Consider the following 19,771-nt stretch of genomic DNA (forward strand, 5'->3'; position numbering starts at 1 on the left):
GTAGGTAAATCCGCCGGACTTGTGCCTGAGACCTGATGCCGAGCCGATTGTGGTGAAGTGGATGATCCTATGCTGTCGAGAAAAGCCTCTAGCGAGGTGTGTGGCGGCCCGTACCCTAAACCGACTCAGGTGGTCTGGTAGAGAATACCGAGGCGTTCGGGTGAACTGTGGTTAAGGAACTCGGCAAAATGCCCCCGTAACTTCGGGAGAAGGGGGGCCACGGCTGGTGATGGGACGTGCTCCCTGAGCTGGTGGTGGCCGCAGAGACCAGCGAGAAGCGACTGTTTACTAAAAACACAGGTCCGTGCGAAGCCGTAAGGCGAGGTATACGGACTGACGCCTGCCCGGTGCTGGAACGTTAAGGGGACCGGTTAATCACCTTTCGGGGTGGTGAAGCTGAGAACTTAAGCGCCAGTAAACGGCGGTGGTAACTATAACCATCCTAAGGTAGCGAAATTCCTTGTCGGGTAAGTTCCGACCTGCACGAATGGCGTAACGACTTCTTGACTGTCTCAACCACAGGCCCGGTGAAATTGCACTACGAGTAAAGATGCTCGTTTCGCGCAGCAGGACGGAAAGACCCCGGGACCTTTACTATAGCTTGATATTGGTGTTCGGTTCGGCTTGTGTAGGATAGGTGGGAGACTGTGAACTCCAAGCGCCAGCTTGGGGGGAGTCATTGTTGAAATACCACTCTGGTCGTGCTGGATGTCTAACCCGGGTCCGTGATCCGGATCGGGGACAGTGTCTGGTGGGTAGTTTAACTGGGGCGGTTGCCTCCCAAAGAGTAACGGAGGCGCCCAAAGGTTCCCTCAGCCTGGTTGGTCATCAGGTGGTGAGTGTAAGTGCACAAGGGAGCTTGACTGTGAGACTGACGGGTCGAGCAGGGACGAAAGTCGGGACTAGTGATCCGGCGGTGGCTTGTGGAAGCGCCGTCGCTCAACGGATAAAAGGTACCCCGGGGATAACAGGCTGATCTTCCCCAAGAGTCCATATCGACGGGATGGTTTGGCACCTCGATGTCGGCTCGTCGCATCCTGGGGCTGGAGTCGGTCCCAAGGGTTGGGCTGTTCGCCCATTAAAGCGGTACGCGAGCTGGGTTTAGAACGTCGTGAGACAGTTCGGTCCCTATCCGCTGCGCGCGTAGGAGTCTTGAGAAGGGCTGTCCCTAGTACGAGAGGACCGGGACGGACGGACCTCTGGTGTGCCAGTTGTTCTGCCAAGGGCATGGCTGGTTGGCTACGTTCGGGAGGGATAACCGCTGAAAGCATCTAAGCGGGAAGCCTGCTTCGAGATGAGGACTCCCACCCCCTTTGAGGGGTTAAGGCTCCCGGGAGATTACCGGGTTGATAGGCCGGATCTGGAAGCCCAGTAATGGGTGGAGGTGACCGGTACTAATAGGCCGAGGGCTTGTCCATAGTTGCTTGCGTCCACTGTGTTAGTTCTGAGACAACAACCCCGGTGTTGTGTGTTTCATAGTGTTTCGGTGGTCATAGCGTGAGGGAAACGCCCGGTTACATTTCGAACCCGGAAGCTAAGCCTTTCAGCGCCGATGGTACTGCACACGGGAGTGTGTGGGAGAGTAGGACGCCGCCGAACTTTCTTTGAGATAGAGGGCTGTGGCCCCTGGAGACCTTACGAGGTTTCGGGGCCACAGCCCTTTTTCGCGTTGAACCGGTCTGTGTTGTACCGGAATTGCTCTGTACGGCGGCCGAGCTGCTTACGCCGGCCGGGTGCCGCGTGGGTCACGAGTCGATAACGGCGCGGGATCGGCGGCCTGTTGAGCACTCTCCTCCTGTGACCCCCACCTCAGGAGGTAGTTGTGCGCACGAGAAGCACGCGAAGGAAGAACAGCCTTCGGCCCGCGGCCCGCGAAGGGTTCCAGGCTGGCGACGCACCCGAAGGAGAACGTCTACAACAGCCCGTACCTGATGAAGGACCGGCATGCGCGGCACGTGGCCGCGCGGATCGTGGCGCAGGGCGGGGCTTCTTCGTCCGGTGAAGCTCGGAGGGGCGGAGACGTTCTTTCCGAGGCGGCGGGTGGCTGCAGGGTGTGGCGCGGTACGAGCGTGTGCGGTACGCGCCTGCGTTGGGGGCGGGGCGCGGTCCGGTGTGCCCGCCCGTTCCGCCCCTCGGGCGGACCGATCGCCCACACCTCGGTGTCAGTGGGTCGGGTCCAGGGCGAGGATTGTGGTGAGTGGTGGGTCGAGCCGGCCGGCGGATGACCTTACGGCCACGCGGCGGCCGTGCTCGACCACGCTTCGGGTGAGGGCGTTGAGGATCGGCATGATCTCGGGCTCCTCGCCCACTACGTACAGCGTTCCCGTTTCGCCGATGAAGGATTCCAGCGAGACCCGGTCCGTACGGCCGGCGGTGAGTGCGTTGCGTACATGGAGCTGCGAGAGCGGGGAGAGCGCGCGGCGGATCAAGTCCGTTGCGGCGCGGCGGCGTTCGGGGTGGCCCGTCAGGACCGATTCGAGTTCACCGGCCGCGCCGGCGGCGGCCTTCGGGTGGGTGCGGAGCGTCTGTACGGGGTCCGCGGGGTCCGTCTTGCTCAGCGCCCAGCGGTGCACGTCGCGTACGGCGCCGTCGGTGAGCGCGACGGCGTGCAGCCAGCAGCGGAGCAGGGTGACGGCGGCGGCGTGCGCGTCGGCGTCGATGGGGCGGGGTGAGCGGAGCGGCGCCAGCATCGCCTCGGCCCGGTCCGCCGCGGTCTGGCGGTCCGTACAGCCGTGGTGCGGGGACCAGCGGAGGCGGGACGGGGTGTCGCAGAGGTGCGTGGGGTCGAAGACGTGGACGGGGCCCAGCTTGGACCGGGCGTCCTTGGTGGCCTCCCAGAGGCCGGGATCCGCGGTGACGACGAGGGCCGCGCCCGGCGCTTCTGCGATCTGCGTGGCGGGGTCGGCGAGGCTCTGCGCTGCGGGGCCCGCCTGCGCGGCGGAGGCGACGCCGAGCGGGGCAGCCGCCGGTACGGGCATCTCCCGCGGGCCGACGGGCTGTTGGGGGCTCGCGGGGGCTTGAGGGCTCGTGGGGCTCTGAGGGGCTGCCTCATGCGGGTTCGCGGGGGCCTCGTGCGGGCTCGCGGGCTCTTGCGGGCCGGCGGGCTCACCTCGTACGGGCTGCGCGCGTTCCTGAGAGGGGATTGCCCCCGCCCCCGCAGCACCCGCGCTCGTATCCGTACCCGTACTCGCCTCCGGTTCCGCAATCGGCCGTTCCGCCGCCGCGTCTCCCGTACCGGGCTTCCGGTAGTACCCCTTACGTTTCGCCGCGCGGACCGCGCGGGCGCGGGTGACCGTGGTCATCACGAAGATCGTGAGGACCGTCAGCACCATGAGCTGGCTTATGAAGATGCCCCAGAACAGGCCGTATCCGGGCGGGAGTTGCGCGTCCGGTGTGGCCGGCCAGGCGCCCGGCAGGTCGTGCGGCTGGGTCACCAGCGCCCGCATCGCCATCGGCGTCCGCGCGAACGTCACTCCGGACGGCCACGCCCCGTTGCTGAACAGCCCCGCGAGGCCGGTCGCCGTCCAGGTGAAGAGCGTCAGCCCGAGCAGCAGCGCGAGCACGCCGACGAGCAGCCCGTCGGGCACACCGCCGCCGGGGCCGTTCTGCCGCGGACCGCGCGCCCCGCGGGGCCCGCGTCCGTCACGTACGCGCTCGTGTTCGTGGTTGTCGTAGGACATCGGAACCGTCATTCAACCGCCGGGACCGGGCTCACGCCACTGTCGACGAGCCCGTGCCTCCGCCGCGTTCGATGGCCAATGCGCGGGACTCCGTTTCGCGTTCGAGGTCGGCGGCGAGTTCCTCGTCGAACGAGGCGGGCTCGCCGGCGGCGGGGCCGGAGGACTCCGTCATGGCGCGGTCCGTGAAGACCAGGGGGCGTTCGGCCTCCGTCACCAGGTGTTTGACCACCTGGACGTTGCCGTTGACGTCCCAGACGGCGATGCCGGGGGAGAGCGTCGGGATGATCTCGACCGCCCACCGGGGGAGGCCCAGCACCTTGCCGGTGGCGCGGGCCTCGTCGGCTTTCTGGGCGTAAATGGTCCTGGTGGAGGCCATCTTGAGGATGGCGGAAGCTTCCTTCGCCGCCGCGCCGTCGACCACGTCGGAGAGGTGGTGCACGACGGCGACGAAGGACAGGCCGAGGCGGCGGCCGAACTTGAGCAGCCGCTGGAAGAGCTGCGCCACGAACGGGCTGTTGATGATGTGCCAGGCCTCTTCGACGAGGAAGATGCGCTTCCTGCGGTCCGGGCGGATCCAGGTGTGTTCCAGCCAGACGCCCACGATGGCCATCAGGATCGGCATCGCGATGGAGTTGCGGTCGATGTGCGACAGGTCGAAGACGATGAGCGGCGCGTCGAGGTCGATGCCCACCGTCGTCGGGCCGTCGAACATGCCGCGCAGGTCGCCGTCGACGAGCCGGTCGAGCACGAGGGCGACGTCGAGACCCCACGCCCGTACGTCGTCCAGCTCGACGTTCATGGCCTCGGCCGACTCCGGCTTCGGGTGCCGCAGCCGTTCCACGATGTCCATGAGGACCGGCTGACGGCCCGCGACGTTCGCGTTCACATAGGCGTGCGCCACCTTCAGGGCGAAGCCGGAACGCTCGTCGAGGCCGTGGCCCAGGGCCACTTCGATGATGGTGCGCAGCAGGGCGAGCTGGCCCGTGGTGGTGATGGCGGGGTCCAGCGGGTTGAGCCGGATGCCCTGGTCGAGCGCCGCGGTCGGGTCGAGCCTGACCGGGGTTATGCCCATCTCCTCGGCGATCAGGTTCCATTCGCCGACGCCGTCCTCGCCCTGCGCGTCCAGCACGACCACCTGGCGGTCACGGAAGCGGAGCTGGCGCAGCACGTACGTCTTCTCCAGCGCCGACTTGCCGTTGCCGGACTCGCCGAGGACCAGCCAGTGCGGGGCGGGGAGCTGCTGCCCGTACAGCTGGAAGGGGTCGTAGATGTAGCCCTTGCCGCTGTAGACCTCGCGGCCGATGATCACGCCGGAGTCGCCCAACCCGGGCGCGGCGGTGGGGAGATAGACCGCCTGCGCCTGCCCGGTGGACGTGCGGACGGGCAGTCTCGTCGTCTCCGTCTTCCCGAAGAGGAAACTGGTGAACGCCTCGGTGATTGCGGTCAGTGGGTCGTTCACGGCCATGGCCGTCTACCTCCGGATCCCGGTTGCGAACGGCAGCGTGTTGACGAACGCCCGGTGATGTTCCCTGTCGCACCACTCCAGCTTCAAGTAGCTCTTTCCGGCCGAGGCGCGGATCGTCCGCTTGTCGCGGGCGAGCGCCTCGGGGGAGCGGGAGGAGACCGTGAGGTAGCCGACGATGTTCACGCCGGCGGCGCCGCTGGCGAGGTCGTCGCCGCGCTGGTCGACGCGGCCCTGCGCCGCCACGTCGCGCGGGTCGACGGTGCGGTTCATCTTCGAACTGCGGCTGGCCTCCGCCTCGTCGTTGGTCTTCTCCGTGAGCATCCGCTCGATGGCCAGCTCGGTCGGCTCCAGGTCCATCGAGACGGCCACCGTACGGATCACGTCCGGCGTGTGCACGAGCAGCGGCGCGAGGAAGTTGACCCCGACAGGCGTCATCGGCCATTCCTTCACCCACGCCGTGGCATGGCACCACGGCGCCCGCGTCACCGACTCGCGCGTCTTCGCCTGCAGGTACGTCGCCTCCGTGGCGTCGAGCTCGGCCGGCCACGCGTTCCGCTTCGTCATGGCCTGGATGTGGTCGATGGGGTGGTCCGGGTCGTACATCGAGTGCACCAGCGACGACAGTCTGGCCTGCCCCAGCGGCTGCCGCACCCGGATGTCGGCCTCGGCCAACCGTGCGCAGATATCTGTCAGTTCGCGGGCCATGATGATCGCGAGGCCCTCGTCCTTGGACAGTTTCCGACCGGCGGACTTACGGGCGGCCTTCGCGATCGTCGCGCCCTCGTTCGCCAGTTCGCGCCCGTAGTGCATGCACGCGACCAGATACGCCCGGTGCTGCTCGCTGGACGTGGACACCATGGACTGCAGCTGGTCGTACGACTTCTGCAGCCACGGCTCCGCGCTCGCGTCGCCGCGCTGCTCCACGTCCTTGGCGTGCGCGTCCGGGTCGGCGGGGAGGGTGCGCGCGAGCATCTGGAGGCGGGTGACGAAGCCGTCGCCGTTCGCCACGTGCTTCAGCAGCGTGCCGAACCGGTCGACGAGGGCCTCCTGGTCCTCGCTGTCCCGCAGCCCGACGCCGGGCCCCTCGATCTCGATGGCGGCCGTCACCGTACGCCGGTCGGCGTGCAGCAGAACGGCGAGCTCGTCCGGACCGAACGGCGCGGACAGCCAGTTGATGCGGCCCACCCCGGGCGGCTGCCCGACCTCTATCTCGCGCCCGTCGATACGGGTGCCGGCCTCGACGGCGTCGGAACGGTAGCGGGCCGCGGTCCCGCCACGGCGCAGCATTCTCTTGTACGACCGGTTGATCTCGAACCACCTGTAGAACGTCCGCCCCTTGTACGGCACGTACACCGCGGCGAGCGCGATCACCGGGAATCCGACCAGGGCGGGGATACGGAGGGACAGGACCGGGATGAGCAGCCCGCTCATCATCCCCAGGAAGGCCCCGAAGACGATCAGCACGATCTCGCCGGTCTCCCGGTTCTTGCCGACGATCGCGTTCGGCCGGGCGCGCCCGATCATGTAGGTGCGGCGCTGCGCCGGCGCGGGCGGGAGTGCGGCGACGTTGTGGGACTGCGTCGTCATCCGCGATCACCTCCGGAACGGGGGGTGTTGGACGGCCGGGCGTTGCCGCCGCCCTTGCCGCCGGGGCTGTGCCCCGTACGGGACGCCGGCGCGGGCGCCGACGGCCGGGGTGCGGGAGCGGCTCCACCGCCGCCGCCACCGCTGCCGCCCGAACCACCGCCGCTGCCACCGCTGTTGCGGCTGCTGTGCGCGGCGACGCCGCCGGCCACCTGCCCGCCGCCACCGGGCTTCGCGGGAGAGGCGCCCGCGGCGCCCGCGTTCTGCGCGCCCCGCCCGCTGTGCGTGTTGATGCCCTGGCGTACGAGCGCGGCCGGCGACGACACGACAGCAGCGGAAGCGCGGGACGCGGGGTCGCGGCTCGCATTGCGGTGGGACACGATCTCGTCGCCGAAGCCGGGCACGAACCGGTAGATCATCGCGCTGGCGAAGATGGCCAGCAGGATGATGGACAGGCCCGACACGATCGCCGAAAAGGCGTTGGGGCCATCGGTGTTGGACAGCGCGCCGGCCAGCCCCAGCACGATCACGATCACCGGTTTGACCAGGATCACCGCGATCATGATGCCGGCCCAGCGGCGCACGTGGCCCCACAGGTTCTTGTCCACGAGCCCCGCGTACACGGCCGTCCCGAGCAGCGCGCCCACGTAGAGCAGCGCGGCGCGGATGACCAGCTCGATGTAGAGAACTCCCGCGGCCAGCACGGAGATCAGCGACACCACGATCAGCATGACCGGGCCGCCGCCGATGTCCTCGCCCTTCTCCAGCGCCTCCGAGAAGGTGCCGAAGAACTGGTCCGTTTTCGCCGACGTACCGGACGCCACGATGTCCGTGACGGCATCCGTCGCCGACACCACCGTGTGCAGGATCAGCGGCGTGAACGCCGACGCCACGACGCACAGCCACAGGAAGCCGATGGCCTCCGTGATGGCCTCCACCACGGGTACGCCGCGAACGGCGCGCTTGGCGACGGCCAGCAGCCAGATGGTGAGCGTGAGGATCGTCGACGCGGCGAACACGACGGCGTACTGGCGGAGGAACTCCGGGTTCGTGAAGTCCACGGACGTCGTGGAGTTGACCAGGTCGGAGAGCTTCTTGACGGTCCAGGCGGCGGCCTTCGCGCAGCCCTTGGCCAGCGACGAGAGGGGGTCCAGCGCGGAAGCGGGATCCGACGATCCGGCTCCGGCGCCTGAGCCGCCGCCGGAGCCTCCGCCCTTGTCGCCGTTCTCGCAGTAGTCCTTGGCGGGGCCGGACACGAGCTCACAGGGGTCGTCCTCAGGAGCTCGCGGCGCCGCCACGGCCCGTGTGGCCAGCAGCAGGAGCGCAGTTGGCAGCCCTGCTGCCAGAGCGGTGAACCTTGCGGCGCGGCGGTGACGACTACCGTGCATAAGTGAAGCCTCCGTACTCTTCAACCGCCTTGCCGATCTCCTTGGCCCCGGAGATGGGGTTGTCACCGTTTACAGGGGTCGGCCCCTTCTTCTGCGTGGACTCGCTGACCTTCCAGTCGCCGCCGACCCACTTCAGCTTCATGCTGACGGTGAACCAGTTGTTCATCACAGGGTTCTTCGACTCCTGGCCGGCTACGCCGAAGAGGCCCGAACACCACACGGCAACGGTCGCGTTGTTGCCGCTGTAGCTCTTCACGTCTGCTCCGGCAGGCATGGTTCGGTTGACGAAGGTCGACCCTGCGGGCGCCTTCCCCTCCGCGTTCAACCCGATGTTCTTGTTCAGGCCCTCGTTGTAGTCGGCGTCGAAGCCCGACTGCAGCTTGCCCAGCGAGGCCGGATCACTGACGGCCTTCACGATCGCGTGGCGGGCGGTCTTGTTGAACATGCCGTCGCCACCGAGCGCCACCGCGTAATTCGCCGCCGCGCTCTGCGCTCCCTCGCGCGAGTGGGGGAAGCCGGAGGGGATCCGGCCCTCTTGGGCCTGGACCGGTTTGTCGCCGCTGGGGGCCGTGGGCTGCGCGTCGTCGGCCTTCGGGGAGCCGCCGCCCTCGTCACCGCCACCGCCGCGGTTCGCGAAGGCGATAGCCGCAATCAGCAGCACGACGACACCGACGATGGTGACCACGCTGCGTCCCGGCCCGCGCGCGCCGCCCGTGGGTCTGGATGCCGTCTCGCCCTCGGGCAGGCGTGTGCGGGTGGTGAACCGGCCGGTGCCGTGGCCGTATGACGGGCTGTCCTCGCCCGTACGGTCACGCTCGCCGTACCCGTCGCCGCCGCCGATACTCATGCCGGGCGTGCCCCCTCGACCTCTGCCGCTCAACTGCCGTCAGTGCATTGTCTCCTCACATGACGTTAGCGGTGTCACCGGCTGCGCGGGCCCGGAGTGCAAAGGGTCACGGGGCAGTCTCGCGACTTGATACACGACATATGCGGTACGCGTGCGGTGCTGCCTCTTCCGCTACGTACGGGAGGGTTCCCGCTTCTCGCGAAGGCCGGATCCGGCACACGTTCGGATACACAATTGGCATATGTCAGTGTGCTGGGGGTATCTGCCGGACCGCAACAGCGGCGGCACGGGCCGGACTTGGTCCCGGGCGAGGGAGCGGCGGTGAACGGAGCACGCGTGCCCAACGCGGCGCTGCGGGACGCGCTGCACGAGGCCGGGCTGACGTACGAGCAACTGGCCCGCAGCGTCCGCGTCGTCGCGGGGGAGTCCGGGGTGGAGCTGCGTACGAACCGGTCGGCCGTCGCGCACTGGGTCGCCGGGCGGCACCCGCAGCGTTCGACGGCGGAATATGTCGCGGAGGTGTTCTCCCGGCAGTTGGGCCACCATGTGACGCCGTCCGTCCTCGGCCTCGTCGCGAGCGGCGCCGAGAGTGCCGCGTCCTGGCCGGAGAACCCGGTGGCGGAGGCGGGGCCCGTCGAGGGGACGGCGCTGCTCGCCGAGACCGACCTGGAGCGCAGGGAGTCGGTGACCGCCGCCGCGTACTCCGTCGACGTGGCGCCGCTGCTGTTGAGGACGCAACGCGGCGCACCGGCGCCTGTTCTGCCCGCGCCCGCGCACTCTTCTGCCGGCCGTCGCCGTGCCGGATGGGACGAGGCCGAGGCCGTGCGCGCGATGACGGAGACCTTCGTGCTGCTGGACGAACTGCACGGAGGGGAGCACGGCCGCTTCGCGACGGTGAAGTACCTCGCGGGCGAGGTGCTGGAGCTGTGCCGCAGTTCCTTCCGTACGCCGCAGGAGCGGTCGGCCATGCTGTCGGCCGCCGCCGCACTGGCGTACCTGGCGGGCTGGAAGGCGTACGACAGCAGGGAGAACGGTCTGTGCCAGCGGTACTACCTGCAGAGCTACAGGCTGACGCTGGCAGCGGGGAACCCTTTGCACGGTACGTACGTACTGGGCGCGATGGCGTTGCACGGGCTGCACAGCGACCAACTGCCCAACTGCCGGGCGTTGGTGGATGCCGCACTGCGGACGGCGCACACAGTGGACGCCGGTCCTGCCGTACGGGCGCTGCTGACCGCGGCGCGGGCGCGCGTGCTGGCCGCGCAGGGCAGCGGCGCGCAGGCCCTCGACGAGGTGGAGCGCGCCGCGACGCTCGCCGGCCTCGCCGAGGACGGTGAACGGGACGCCGCCTGGTCGCCGTTGTGGCTCCCGCCGGTGGCCCGTGTCGCCCTGCACGCCGGTTCCGTCCACTGGGGCGCGGGCGACCTGCCGCGCGCCGAAACCGCGTACCGGAAGGCCGTACGGGATCTCGCTCCGCTCGGGACATTCCGGCGGGACACCGCGCTGGCGCAGTTCCGGCTGGGCGAAATCCAGTGCGCGCAGGGGCACATCGAGCAGGCGTGTGCGACCTGGGGCGATGCGCTGGAGTGCGCGGAGGGCGTCCGTTCGGCCCGGGTGACGGCCGCCGTGTCCGCGATGCTGGACCGGCTGGGCATGTTCGCGGGGCGCGGTGTGCACGCGGTGGCGGCGCTGAGCGCGCGCGCCCGGCTCCGGCAGCGCGCGAGCGGCAGCCCTGCGCTCCCCGCGCAGCAGTCCGCCGGCCGGCGGCACCTCGTACCCGCGCCGCAGTCCGTCACGGGCCCGCAGTCCGTGGGCGGTTTGCGGTCCGTCGGCGGTCCGCAGGCCGTCACGGACGCCGACCCCGCGGTGGGCGTACGGGGACAGCGCCGCCGGCGACGTATCTAGCCCTCGCCCGGCGCGAGTTCACTGTCCGGGCCTTCGTCGTCCCGGACGAAGTCCTCGATCGTGATCCGCATGCGCTCGCGCCCGGCCGGTACGACCTGCAGCGCCCGCCCGAGGAACATGTGCAGCTCCGTGGCCGGCGCCTCGACCAGCGCGTTTCCGCCCTCCGCCGTGAGGGATATGTAGACGATGCGGCGCCCCGACACGTGCGCGGGCCACATCCGTACGTCGCCCTCCCCGGCGGGGTGGAAGACGCCCTCGATGAGAAGTTCGCGCCCGAAGTGCCAGGAAACGGTGTGCTCTTCCTCGCAGTGGAAGTGAAAGCGCAGCGCCCACGGGTCGTCCGCGCGATATTCGAGACGGGTGGGCAGCGGCAGTGTCTCCCCCACGGAGAGCACGAGACGGCACTCCATGTCCGCCTCGATCGACGCGGGCGGCGCCGACTGCGGTCGGTGTTGTGTCACGTTGCGCTCCAGGACTGATCGGGTCGCGATGACACACAGTCAACTGGTGATGCCTGAGGGTAGGTAGTGCCTCGGGGAGGCCAACCCGCTTAACCCGCTTAAGGCAGTAAGTAGCATCAATCGGCCCGAACCTTGCGGTAGTTGACCGCGGCTGGATAGGAAGCGTTCACAGGCGGGGCGTTCAGGAGCAGAACGCCCCCCGGGCCGACGACAAGGCCCCCGGGGCAGCGCCCTCGGGGACACGGCGCGCCGACGATGAGGCGCCCCAACGTGAAGGCACCCGGCGGCAGGCGCTCGGTGACGAGTGCCCGGCGGCGGGGCCACGGGGCACAGGACCATCAACGGGGGACGGCGATGGGTAACGCGCGTCTGAAACGGTTGCTCGGCGAAGCCGGGCTGACGTACGCGGAGTTGGCCGCGGCGGTGCGGGAAGCCGCCGGGGCGAGCGGTGGCGTCCGCGTACGGACGAACTCCTCGGCCGTCACCCACTGGGTCGCCGGCACGCTGCCCAAGCCCCGTACGGCCCGGCTCGTGGCGGAAGTGCTGTCCCGGCGGCTCGGCCGGCCCGTGACGGCCGAACAGCTCGGCCTGCTCGCGGCCCCGGACGGAGGCGTCTCCGACCGCGAGGCACCGGAACCGGGCGACACCGTGGCCGGTCTCGTCCGGCTCGCCGACGCCGACCTGGCCCGTACGGTCCGGCCCGTCGTCCTCCGGCCGGACACCGGCGAGTTCGCCGCGGGGCTCGCCGCGCAGCTCGCCGCGGAGCGCGACCGCCTCCCGCCGCCGGCCCCCGCGCCGGGGCCGCGGCACACGCTCGGCATCGCGGGCGAGCCGGAGATACGGGCGGTGCGCGCGTTCACGGAGCGGTTCGCGCGGATCGACCAGCGGTACGGGAGCCAGACCGGGCGGCTGGCCCTCGTGCAGTACCTGACCTCCGACGTGGCCGCGCTGTGCCGCGCCCGGTTCCGTACGGACGAGCAGCGGCGGCGGATGCTCACCCTCGCGGCGAGCGTCGCCGGGCTGGCCGGCTGGAAGGCGGACAACTCCTGGGCGCCCGCGCTCTCGCAGGGCTACTTCCGGCACGCCTACCCGCTCACCCGCGAGGCGGAGGACGACCTGCACGGCGCGTTCCTGCTGCGCTTCGTTGCCCTCCGCAGCGCGGAGGCCGGACACGCGCGGCTCGGCACCGAACTGGCCGAGGCCGCATGGCTGCGCGCCAGGGGCCGTACGGGGCGGGCCACTCAGGCGCTGTTCCGCGCGGCCCACACGCACACGCTGGCCGCCGCGGGCCGACCCCTCGAAGCGGCGGCCGCACGCGCGCAGACGGAGCGGCTCTTCGACATCGAAGCGCCCGGCGACGCCAACCTGCCCTTCTGGGCGGCACTCTGGGGCACTCCCCGTGCCTACATCGCCTCCGACCTCGGCGCGGCCGCCACGGCGCTGGGCGATCTGGAGCAGGCCGAATGGTTCCTCACCCGCGCCGACTGGAGCGAGCCGCGCGGCGACAACCGGCGCGAGACCGCCCTCACCCTGTGCCGGCTGGCCTCCGTCCAGTGCCGCCGGGGACGGCTCGGCGCGGCCCGCGAAAGCTGGGAGCAGGCCCTGGAGCTGATGTGCGCCGTCAACGACGTCCGCCTCCTGGCAGCCCTCACCCACATGCGCCACGACCTCCTCATTCTCACCTGAGCACCCCCTGGCGAAGCCCCGTCACCCCTCGGAGAGTTCGCGTTCCAAGGGGGTGCGGAAGCTGGGGGTGAAGCGGGCGGTGTCGAGGTAGGCGGTGAGGCGGGCGGCCTCGGCTTCGACGGCCGTACGGGCCTCCGTGCCGGGGTCGGTCAGCAGGCGCCATGCCAGGGAGCCGTCCTGGGCGCGCTGCGCCCAGCCGCCCACGACCTGGCCGTCCACCCACACGGTCGGGCCGACGTTGCCGAAGCGGTCGAACAGCGCTTCCGTGTGGGCCGGTTCGAGATACCAGTCGCGGTGGCGCCAGCCCATCGGCGTGGAGTCCAGCGCGGGGAGCAGAGCCACCCAGGGCGCGGAGCCGTCCTCCGGGAGCCCGCCCTCCGCGTCCTCCGCCAGCGCGTGCCCCCGCACCGGCGGGCCGGGCCCCACCTCGACCAGGACGTCGACCGCGCCGCTGCCCGCGAGGGCCTTCGTCGTGTCGGTCTTCGTCCAGCCCGTCCACCACTTGATGTCGTCGGCCGTCGCGGGCCCGTACGCCGCTAGGTAGTGCCGCACCAGCTCGGAACGCGCCTCGTCGGCGGGGAGTTCGGGATGCGGCTCGGCGAGATGCCAGCGGTACTGCGTGGACGTCCAGCCGCCGAGCGGGCGCCCGCGCCGGATGCGGCCCTCCGCGGCGAGGATGCCGACCAGCCGCGACGAGATCCGCTGATGCGTCTCGTACGGCTTCCCTGGCGAGACGGTGATCCGCTCCCGCAACGCGGGGACCGCGTCGGCCAGTTCGGCCGTCGTGGACTCGCCGCGCTCCGCGAGCGCGTCCAGCGTCGCCTGCTGCGCCGCCGCGTACCACTCCTCGCCGTGCCCCAGGCCCTCCCGGACGAACTTGATGTGCTGCGCCCGCTCCCTCGCGGCGACGGCGCGGGCCGCCGCGGCGTCGACGACGGGCGCGAGCGGCGTCGGGACGACGAACATGGTCCGCCGCATGCACAGCATGCGGGTCAGCGTCCGCGACTCGTACAGCGCGTCGTTCAGGGCGGCGGGCGCGGCGGACACGGCCTCCGCGCGCGTACGGGCCGCTACGGCGAGATGGACGGTGGCGGGATCCGTCGCGTGCAGGGCGAGGAGCGCTTCCGCGATCCGTACGGGCTCCGGGGCACGGTGCGCGGCGGCGAGCAGATGCCGGGAACCGAGCCGGGCGCGGCGCTGCGCGACGGTGACGACGGGAACGGCTGTCATGCGCGGCAGTCTTCCACCGGGCACCGACAACGCGCCCCGCAAGTACAGCGCCCCGAAAGGGGCGCGGGGAACTGCGCAAACCGGCACCGAGCGGCTCCGCAGCCCTCCGCCCCACGCGCGCGGGGCACACGATCCGGGGCGTCCGGCCCCGCCACGCGGTCACCCGCGGCGGAACACCGCGTCCGTGCACGTGCCCGGGTCGTCCTGCTCGAACAGCACGGGATGCTCCCGCGTACCGCCGACCAGCAGCGTCTGCGGGAACGGCGGCACCTCGTCCGCCGGGTGGCCGGTGGTGAAGTCCAGGGAGATGCGCGGGTATTGCTTGCCGGTGCGCTTGCCGTCGGCGTCGGAGTCGGACGTCACTCCGTACTCCCACGAGCCGCTGCCGGCGAATCTGCGCACCTCTCCCGTACCGCTCTCGCCCACCTCGCCGTCGTCGACGGCGGTCAGGTCGAACGGCCAGTTCCGGACCTCCATTCGGGGGCCCTCGGCGGAGAGGTGGAGCGTCATGCCGTCGGGTCCCCGGTACCGTCCCTCGAAGGTCTTCGGGGAGAGTCCGGTCATCTTCGGTTCGGGCCGCGGGCAGCCCTGTGAGGGTGAGCCCAGCCACGAGGGCACGACGAGCGCCGCGACGCCCGCGCAGACGAGGAGGGCCACCGCGACGAGGAGCACTTTCCGGAACGGGGTCACTGCCGGTGTCACTGCCATTGAGATCCACTTTGGCGCACAGGCGGGTGGTTGTTGCAGACTTCCGGGGCGCGTTGAGTGGTGGATGTGTGTGCTGAGGCACGGAATCGCTGGTGAGCCGTGACCGTAGGCCGCATCGGCGGGTTATGACTGTTGTCAGGTGATCCGCATCACTAAACTCCCGGGGATGCAGTGACGAGACGGGGTAATGAAGCGGTGGTTGCGGAAATATCAACAGGGCCTGCGGCCGAGCGGGTTCGTGATCATGTGCGGTCGGACGAGGAGTTCCTCGGTGCGACCGCGTTCAACATCGCGCCCGGCGTGCCGACCGCGCCTCCGGCGCGTGCGCACAAGGCGCGTCCCGAATATGTCCCCGAGGGGCAGGTGCGGGCCGCGACGCAGTCCGTGCTGTACGCGGGCGACCGGGTCGAGGACCTGGTGGGACGTGCCGCGTTCGGAAAGGGGCTGCACGGCAGTTGGGACTCCCTCGCGGGCCAGCTGAGGATCCACCTGTTCCATGACGTCGGTCACGTCGCGGTGACCGACAAGCGGCTGCTGTTCCTGCATCCGCCGTCGGAGCAGGGGGCGAACCGGCTGCGGGGCCGCAGGGGCGGTGACGCGCCCGACGAGGCGACGCCCTGTTGGGAGGCGCCGATGGCCCGTGTGGTGGCGGCACGGCCGCGTCCCCGGGGCGTGCTGCAGCGGGGACGGTTCGATCTGCTCTTCGCCGACGGCTCCTGGATCGGTCTGGTCGCGAGACCTCCGGCCCTGCGCGATCCGATGGCGAAGGCCATCCACCGCGCGGCGGGCTGACCCGGACCGCTTACGCACCGGTTCGCCGAGCTGCTGAACTCCCTCTTCCACATGGTGTGGACAAGCCCGCCGCGCGGGCGGGGTGTTGAGCCGCGTACGGCGCCCGGGCGTCCGACACGGCCGGAATGTGTCTGCTTCTTGCGCTTTGAGTGTGAGGGGCGTTTCGCGTGATTTACGTACCTCACCCGTTTTTGGGGTTCAGAGGGTGAAACGCGCACAATATCCGTATGCAAATACGGCAGGCGGAGACGGAGGACGCCGGCGGGATGGCGCACGTGTACGTGCGGTCCGGACGTGCGGCGTTCAGCGGACGCATCCCGCAGGGGGACCTCGATGCGATGGACCCGCACGAGGAGCACGTGCGCTGGACGGCGTGGCTCACGGACGCCCGGTGGCCGCAGAGCGGCGCGCTGGTCGCCGAGAGCGAGGGGGAGATCGTGGGATTCGTCACCGTCGCCGAGGCCCCGGAGTCCGCGCACCGCGAGGGGGAGCCGGCCGGATCCGTCGCGCAGATCGGCAAGCTCTACTCCGTTCCCGAGGTGTGGGGCACCGGTACCGGCAAGCAGCTGATGGCGGGGGCGCTGGAGGGTCTCTCGGAGGCCGGGTACGAGCAGGCGACGCTGTGGGTGCTGCAGTCCAACGACCGCGCCCGGCGGTTCTACGAGTCCTTCGGCTGGGGCCCGGACGGCGTCGCGAGCGACGACGCGGACCGTGAGGGCTACACGCTGACGCGGCTCCGCTACCGGTGCGCACTGCCGACGCCCTGCGCCGCGTGACGCCGCGGCCGTCCTGAACTCCTGCCGCCACGCGGAAAGTTGTCCACAGGGTGTGGACAGAATGCGGCGGTGTCGCGTACGGAGGGCCGGGCGTGCCGTACGCCGTCGGCAGGACGTACGCCCGATGCGGTACATACGCCGGAGACGTCGCGTACGGCGGGCCGGGGAGTCGCTTGCCGTCCCCCCGGGGACTCGCGATCATGGCAGTCCAGTCGGGCCATCCACGGGAGGACACGGCCATGTCCGAGCAGGGCGCTCCGCGGGACTCGGCGCGGGACGGGGACGGACGCGGCGCCAAGGAGCGCATGCTCGCGGGGGAGTTGTACATCGCGGACGATCCGGAGATCGCCGAGGACCAACTGACCGCCGAGAAGCTGTACTCGCAGTACAACGCGACCCCTCCCGGCGATCACGCCCTGCGCGACCGGCTGTTGAGGGCGCTGCTGGGCGAGGTGGGGGAGGACGTCGTCGTCCGGGCGCCGCTGTACGCCGACTACGGGTACCAGGTGTCCATCGGGCCGCGGACGTTCGTCAACTGGGGCGTGATGTTCGCGGACGTCGCCCGCATCACGATCGGCGCCGACGTACAGATCGGCCCCAACGTCCAACTCCTCACGCCCACCCACCCGGTGGAGCCGGAGGCCCGCCGCGCCAAGTGGGAGGCGGCGGAGCCCATCACGATCGGCGACAACGTGTGGCTGGGCGGCGGAGCCGTCATCTGCCCGGGCGTCACGATCGGCGAGAACACGGTGGTGGGCGCCGGCGCGGTCGTCCCCCGCGATCTCCCGCCGAACGTGGTCGCGGTCGGCAATCCGGCCCGGATCGTACGGGAGTTGTGACGGCCGCCGGGGCTGCCGCCCGTGCGGCCCCGGGAGCGGAACCGGCAGCCGCACGGGCGTGCACGGCGGTCAGCGCTTGCGGACCACCGTGACGCCGTCGCGCAGCGGCAGCATCACCGACTCGACCCGGCTGTCCGCCGTGATCGTGTCGTTGACCTGCCGGATGGCGATGTCCGCCGGGTCCTGTGCGGCGGGGTCCACGACCCGGCCGCCGCGCAGCACGTTGTCCAGCACGATGAGACCGCCCGGCCGCATCCGCGGCACCAGCGCCTCGTAATACGCCGGGTAGCCGGTCTTGTCCGCGTCGATGAACGCGAAGTCGACGCCGTGCTCCTCGGGAAGCGTGCCGAGCGTCTCCTCGGCCGGCGCGAGCCGCAGGTCGATCCGGTCGGCGAGGCCGGCCCGCCGCCAGTGGTCGCGGGCGACCGCGGTCCACTCCTCCGACACGTCGCACGCGACGAGCCGCCCGCCGGGCGCCAGCCCGCGGGCGATGCAGAGGGAGGAGTAGCCGGTGAACACGCCGACCTCCACAGCGAATTCGGCCCGCACCAGCTTGACCAGCATCGTCAGGAACTGGCCCTCGTCGTGCGAGATCTGCATCGTGGTCCCGGGGGCCACGCGCTGTGTCTCCTCGGCGAGGTCCCGCAGCACGTCGTCGGCGGGGGTGGCGTGAGCCAGCAGATAGTCGTTCAGCGCCGGGTTCACGATCTCCACGCGCTAGACCGCCATGCCGTAGACGATCGTGAACAGTGTGCCGAGGGAGCCGATGATGAAGACTCCCGTGAGCCCCGCGACGATCAGGCCCTTGCCCTGCTCGGCACTGAACGTGTCGCGCAGTGCCGTCGCGCCGATGCGCTGCTTCGCCGCGCCCCAGATCGCGATGCCGAGGCAGAGGAGGATGGCAATCGCCATCACGACCTCGACCATCACGCGCGCCTCGTTGCCGAGCTGGCCGAACGGACCCCAGTCCGGAGCGATCCCCCCGATGATGGTGGTGATGTCGCCCTTGTCGGCGGCCAGGAACATGGTGAACTCACCGCCCCACGTCGGATGTTGAGAGTGACCCTGTGGGCGTACCGCGTGCGCTGCGGTGCGCTGCTTGGGATTCTGTCATGACGCGCTCCGCTTCGGGACCGGACTTCGCTCCGTCGGGGGAGGGTTGCATCACCGTTTCTCCTCGGGCCACTGTGACTACGCGCAGTTGCCATCGGTGGGCCGGGACCCGCTTCTGTGACCGAAATCGCGGTGAACATGCCCCGGATGGGGGAAGGTTGGGGCGTGCGGAAGTTCTGGATCGCCGGCGGGATCGGCGTCGGCCTGGTGATGTCGTTCGTCGCGCTGCTCGTGGTGGGCACGTACGTGGCGGCGGGCAGCCTGCTCGGCGGCGCCGGCGGGAGTGCCGTCAGCCTCGCCAAGGGCGCGGTGCCGGCCGCGTATCAGCCGCTCGTACAGAAGTGGGGCAATCTGTGCCCCGCGCTCAATCCGGCACTTCTCGCCGCGCAGTTGTACCAGGAGAGCGGCTGGAAGGCCGACGCGCAGAGCGCCGCGGCGGCGCAGGGCATAGCGCAGTTCATCCCCGGCACCTGGGCCGCGCACGGCGTCGACGGCGACAAGGACGGCGACAAGGACGTCTGGGACCCGAAGGACGCCATCCCGTCCGCCGCCAACTACGACTGCCATCTGGCCTCTTACGTGAAGGAGGCCCCGGGGAACGCCTCGGACAACATGCTCGCCGCGTACAACGCGGGGCCGTATCCGGTCATTCAGCACAGCGGCGTCCCGCCGTACGAGGAGACGAAGAACTATGTCTCCACGATCCGCAAGATGGAGCAGAGCTTCGCCGCGTCGAAGAGCCGCGTCGACCCGTCCCGGCAGGGCGCGGGCGCGATCTACTACGCGCAGAAGAAGCTCGGCACCCCCTATCTGTGGGGCGGTAATGGCACACCCGAACAGGGCGGCAGGTTCGACTGTTCCGGGCTGACGCTGGCCGCGTACCGCAGTGTCGGCATCCAGCTGCCGCGGGTCGCCAACGACCAGTGGAACTCCGGTCCGCACCCGAAACGGGACGAGCTGCTCCCCGGTGACCTGGTCTTCTTCGGCACGGATCTGAACAACTCCCGGTCCATCGACCACGTCGGCATCTACGTCGGCGGGGGCCACATGATCGACGCGCCCCGCACGGGTGCGAAGATCCGCTTCGATCCGATCGACACCCCGAAGTACTTCGGGGCGACCCGTCCTTCGGCGCGGTGAGCGTTCCCGTCAAGCCGTGCCCGATGGCGTGAACCTTGCGTAAGGCGGGGCCCTGAGCTGGGGAGAACAGTCACCCTTCGATAACGTCCGGGTGATCTTTGCGTAATGACGGAACGCTGGAGGCGGCGTCCTGCGTTCTGCCTGTGGAAGTGTGGAA

The 19,771-nt window shown here is 70.1% G+C and carries 16 protein-coding genes and 2 rRNA genes (1 of these 18 cut by a window edge); 8 read left to right on the plus strand and 10 right to left on the minus strand.

Annotated elements, in window-relative coordinates; genetic code table 11:
* Window positions 1–1,418 (plus strand): 23S ribosomal RNA (locus AC3AGO_RS18685); it begins 1,704 nt to the left of the window's first position.
* A 64-nt stretch (window positions 1,419–1,482) separates the two neighbouring features.
* A 5S ribosomal RNA gene (gene rrf, locus AC3AGO_RS18690) occupies window positions 1,483–1,599 on the plus strand.
* A 563-nt stretch (window positions 1,600–2,162) separates the two neighbouring features.
* Here rrf and AC3AGO_RS18695 read toward each other — a convergent pair.
* Genes AC3AGO_RS18695 through AC3AGO_RS18715 form a run of 5 tightly spaced genes read right to left on the minus strand, consistent with a single transcriptional unit; the run spans window position 2,163 to window position 8,964 of the window.
* The gene (locus tag AC3AGO_RS18695; protein WP_487821351.1) at window positions 2,163–3,680 is read right to left on the minus strand and encodes a hypothetical protein; all 1,518 of its coding nucleotides are present in this window, start codon (window positions 3,678–3,680) and stop codon (window positions 2,163–2,165) included.
* Window positions 3,681–3,711: 31 nt separating this feature from the next.
* Window positions 3,712–5,139: an ATP-binding protein gene (locus AC3AGO_RS18700; RefSeq protein WP_487824708.1), complete on the minus strand. Its 1,428-nt coding sequence runs from the start codon at window positions 5,137–5,139 to the stop codon at window positions 3,712–3,714.
* 12 nt (window positions 5,140–5,151) lie between these two features.
* A complete protein-coding gene (locus AC3AGO_RS18705; RefSeq protein ID WP_487821352.1) occupies window positions 5,152–6,732 on the minus strand; it encodes an SCO6880 family protein in 1,581 nt (526 codons plus the stop codon).
* Entirely contained in the window at window positions 6,729–8,117 is a 1,389-nt protein-coding gene (locus tag AC3AGO_RS18710) for a hypothetical protein (protein ID WP_487821353.1), read from the minus strand. Before AC3AGO_RS18710 ends, AC3AGO_RS18705 begins: the two co-directional genes overlap by 4 nt.
* Window positions 8,107–8,964: a DUF8175 domain-containg protein gene (locus tag AC3AGO_RS18715; protein WP_487821354.1), complete on the minus strand. Its 858-nt coding sequence runs from the start codon at window positions 8,962–8,964 to the stop codon at window positions 8,107–8,109. The genes AC3AGO_RS18710 and AC3AGO_RS18715 overlap by 11 nt, the downstream gene beginning before the upstream one ends.
* A 321-nt stretch (window positions 8,965–9,285) precedes the next feature.
* On the opposite strand from AC3AGO_RS18715, the gene AC3AGO_RS18720 reads away from it, so the two are divergent.
* Window positions 9,286–10,869 (plus strand): NsdA family TPR-like regulatory protein, encoded by a 1,584-nt coding sequence (locus tag AC3AGO_RS18720; protein WP_487821355.1) that lies wholly within the window; start codon window positions 9,286–9,288, stop codon window positions 10,867–10,869.
* On the opposite strand, the gene AC3AGO_RS18725 is transcribed toward AC3AGO_RS18720, so the two are convergent.
* Window positions 10,866–11,330, minus strand: a complete 465-nt coding sequence (locus tag AC3AGO_RS18725) for an SsgA family sporulation/cell division regulator (protein WP_487821356.1) — start codon at window positions 11,328–11,330, stop codon at window positions 10,866–10,868. The two genes, AC3AGO_RS18720 and AC3AGO_RS18725, sit on opposite strands and share 4 nt — an antisense overlap.
* A 354-nt stretch (window positions 11,331–11,684) precedes the next feature.
* Between AC3AGO_RS18725 and AC3AGO_RS18730 the strand changes: the two genes are divergently transcribed.
* Window positions 11,685–13,016 carry an NsdA family TPR-like regulatory protein gene (locus AC3AGO_RS18730; RefSeq protein ID WP_487821357.1) on the plus strand — a complete coding sequence of 444 codons (1,332 nt, stop codon included), beginning with the start codon at window positions 11,685–11,687 and terminating at the stop codon, window positions 13,014–13,016.
* 21 nt (window positions 13,017–13,037) lie between these two features.
* On the opposite strand, the gene AC3AGO_RS18735 is transcribed toward AC3AGO_RS18730, so the two are convergent.
* Entirely contained in the window at window positions 13,038–14,246 is a 1,209-nt protein-coding gene (locus tag AC3AGO_RS18735) for a winged helix DNA-binding domain-containing protein (protein WP_487821358.1), read from the minus strand.
* Between the two features lie 159 nt (window positions 14,247–14,405).
* Entirely contained in the window at window positions 14,406–14,954 is a 549-nt protein-coding gene (locus AC3AGO_RS18740; protein ID WP_487821359.1) for a hypothetical protein, read from the minus strand.
* Between the two features lie 246 nt (window positions 14,955–15,200).
* Between AC3AGO_RS18740 and AC3AGO_RS18745 the strand changes: the two genes are divergently transcribed.
* The 3 genes from AC3AGO_RS18745 to AC3AGO_RS18755 all read left to right on the plus strand — a co-directional run bounded on the left by AC3AGO_RS18745 (window position 15,201) and on the right by AC3AGO_RS18755 (window position 17,361).
* The gene (locus AC3AGO_RS18745; RefSeq protein ID WP_487821360.1) at window positions 15,201–15,746 is read left to right on the plus strand and encodes a hypothetical protein; all 546 of its coding nucleotides are present in this window, start codon (window positions 15,201–15,203) and stop codon (window positions 15,744–15,746) included.
* A gap of 227 nt (window positions 15,747–15,973) precedes the next feature.
* The gene (locus AC3AGO_RS18750; RefSeq protein ID WP_487821361.1) at window positions 15,974–16,522 is read left to right on the plus strand and encodes an N-acetyltransferase family protein; all 549 of its coding nucleotides are present in this window, start codon (window positions 15,974–15,976) and stop codon (window positions 16,520–16,522) included.
* 239 nt (window positions 16,523–16,761) lie between these two features.
* The gene (locus AC3AGO_RS18755; RefSeq protein ID WP_487824709.1) at window positions 16,762–17,361 is read left to right on the plus strand and encodes a sugar O-acetyltransferase; all 600 of its coding nucleotides are present in this window, start codon (window positions 16,762–16,764) and stop codon (window positions 17,359–17,361) included.
* Between the two features lie 69 nt (window positions 17,362–17,430).
* On the opposite strand, the gene AC3AGO_RS18760 is transcribed toward AC3AGO_RS18755, so the two are convergent.
* Window positions 17,431–18,075, minus strand: coding sequence for an O-methyltransferase (locus AC3AGO_RS18760; protein WP_487821362.1), 645 nt, complete (start codon window positions 18,073–18,075; stop codon window positions 17,431–17,433).
* Between the two features lie 3 nt (window positions 18,076–18,078).
* Window positions 18,079–18,387: a hypothetical protein gene (locus AC3AGO_RS18765; RefSeq protein ID WP_487821363.1), complete on the minus strand. Its 309-nt coding sequence runs from the start codon at window positions 18,385–18,387 to the stop codon at window positions 18,079–18,081.
* A gap of 234 nt (window positions 18,388–18,621) precedes the next feature.
* Here AC3AGO_RS18765 and AC3AGO_RS18770 point away from each other — a divergent pair, with 234 nt between their 5' ends.
* Window positions 18,622–19,614 (plus strand): C40 family peptidase, encoded by a 993-nt coding sequence (locus AC3AGO_RS18770; RefSeq protein WP_487824710.1) that lies wholly within the window; start codon window positions 18,622–18,624, stop codon window positions 19,612–19,614.
* The last annotated feature ends 157 nt before the right edge of the window (window positions 19,615–19,771 follow it).

This window comes from Streptomyces sp. BL1 (genome assembly GCF_057628045.1).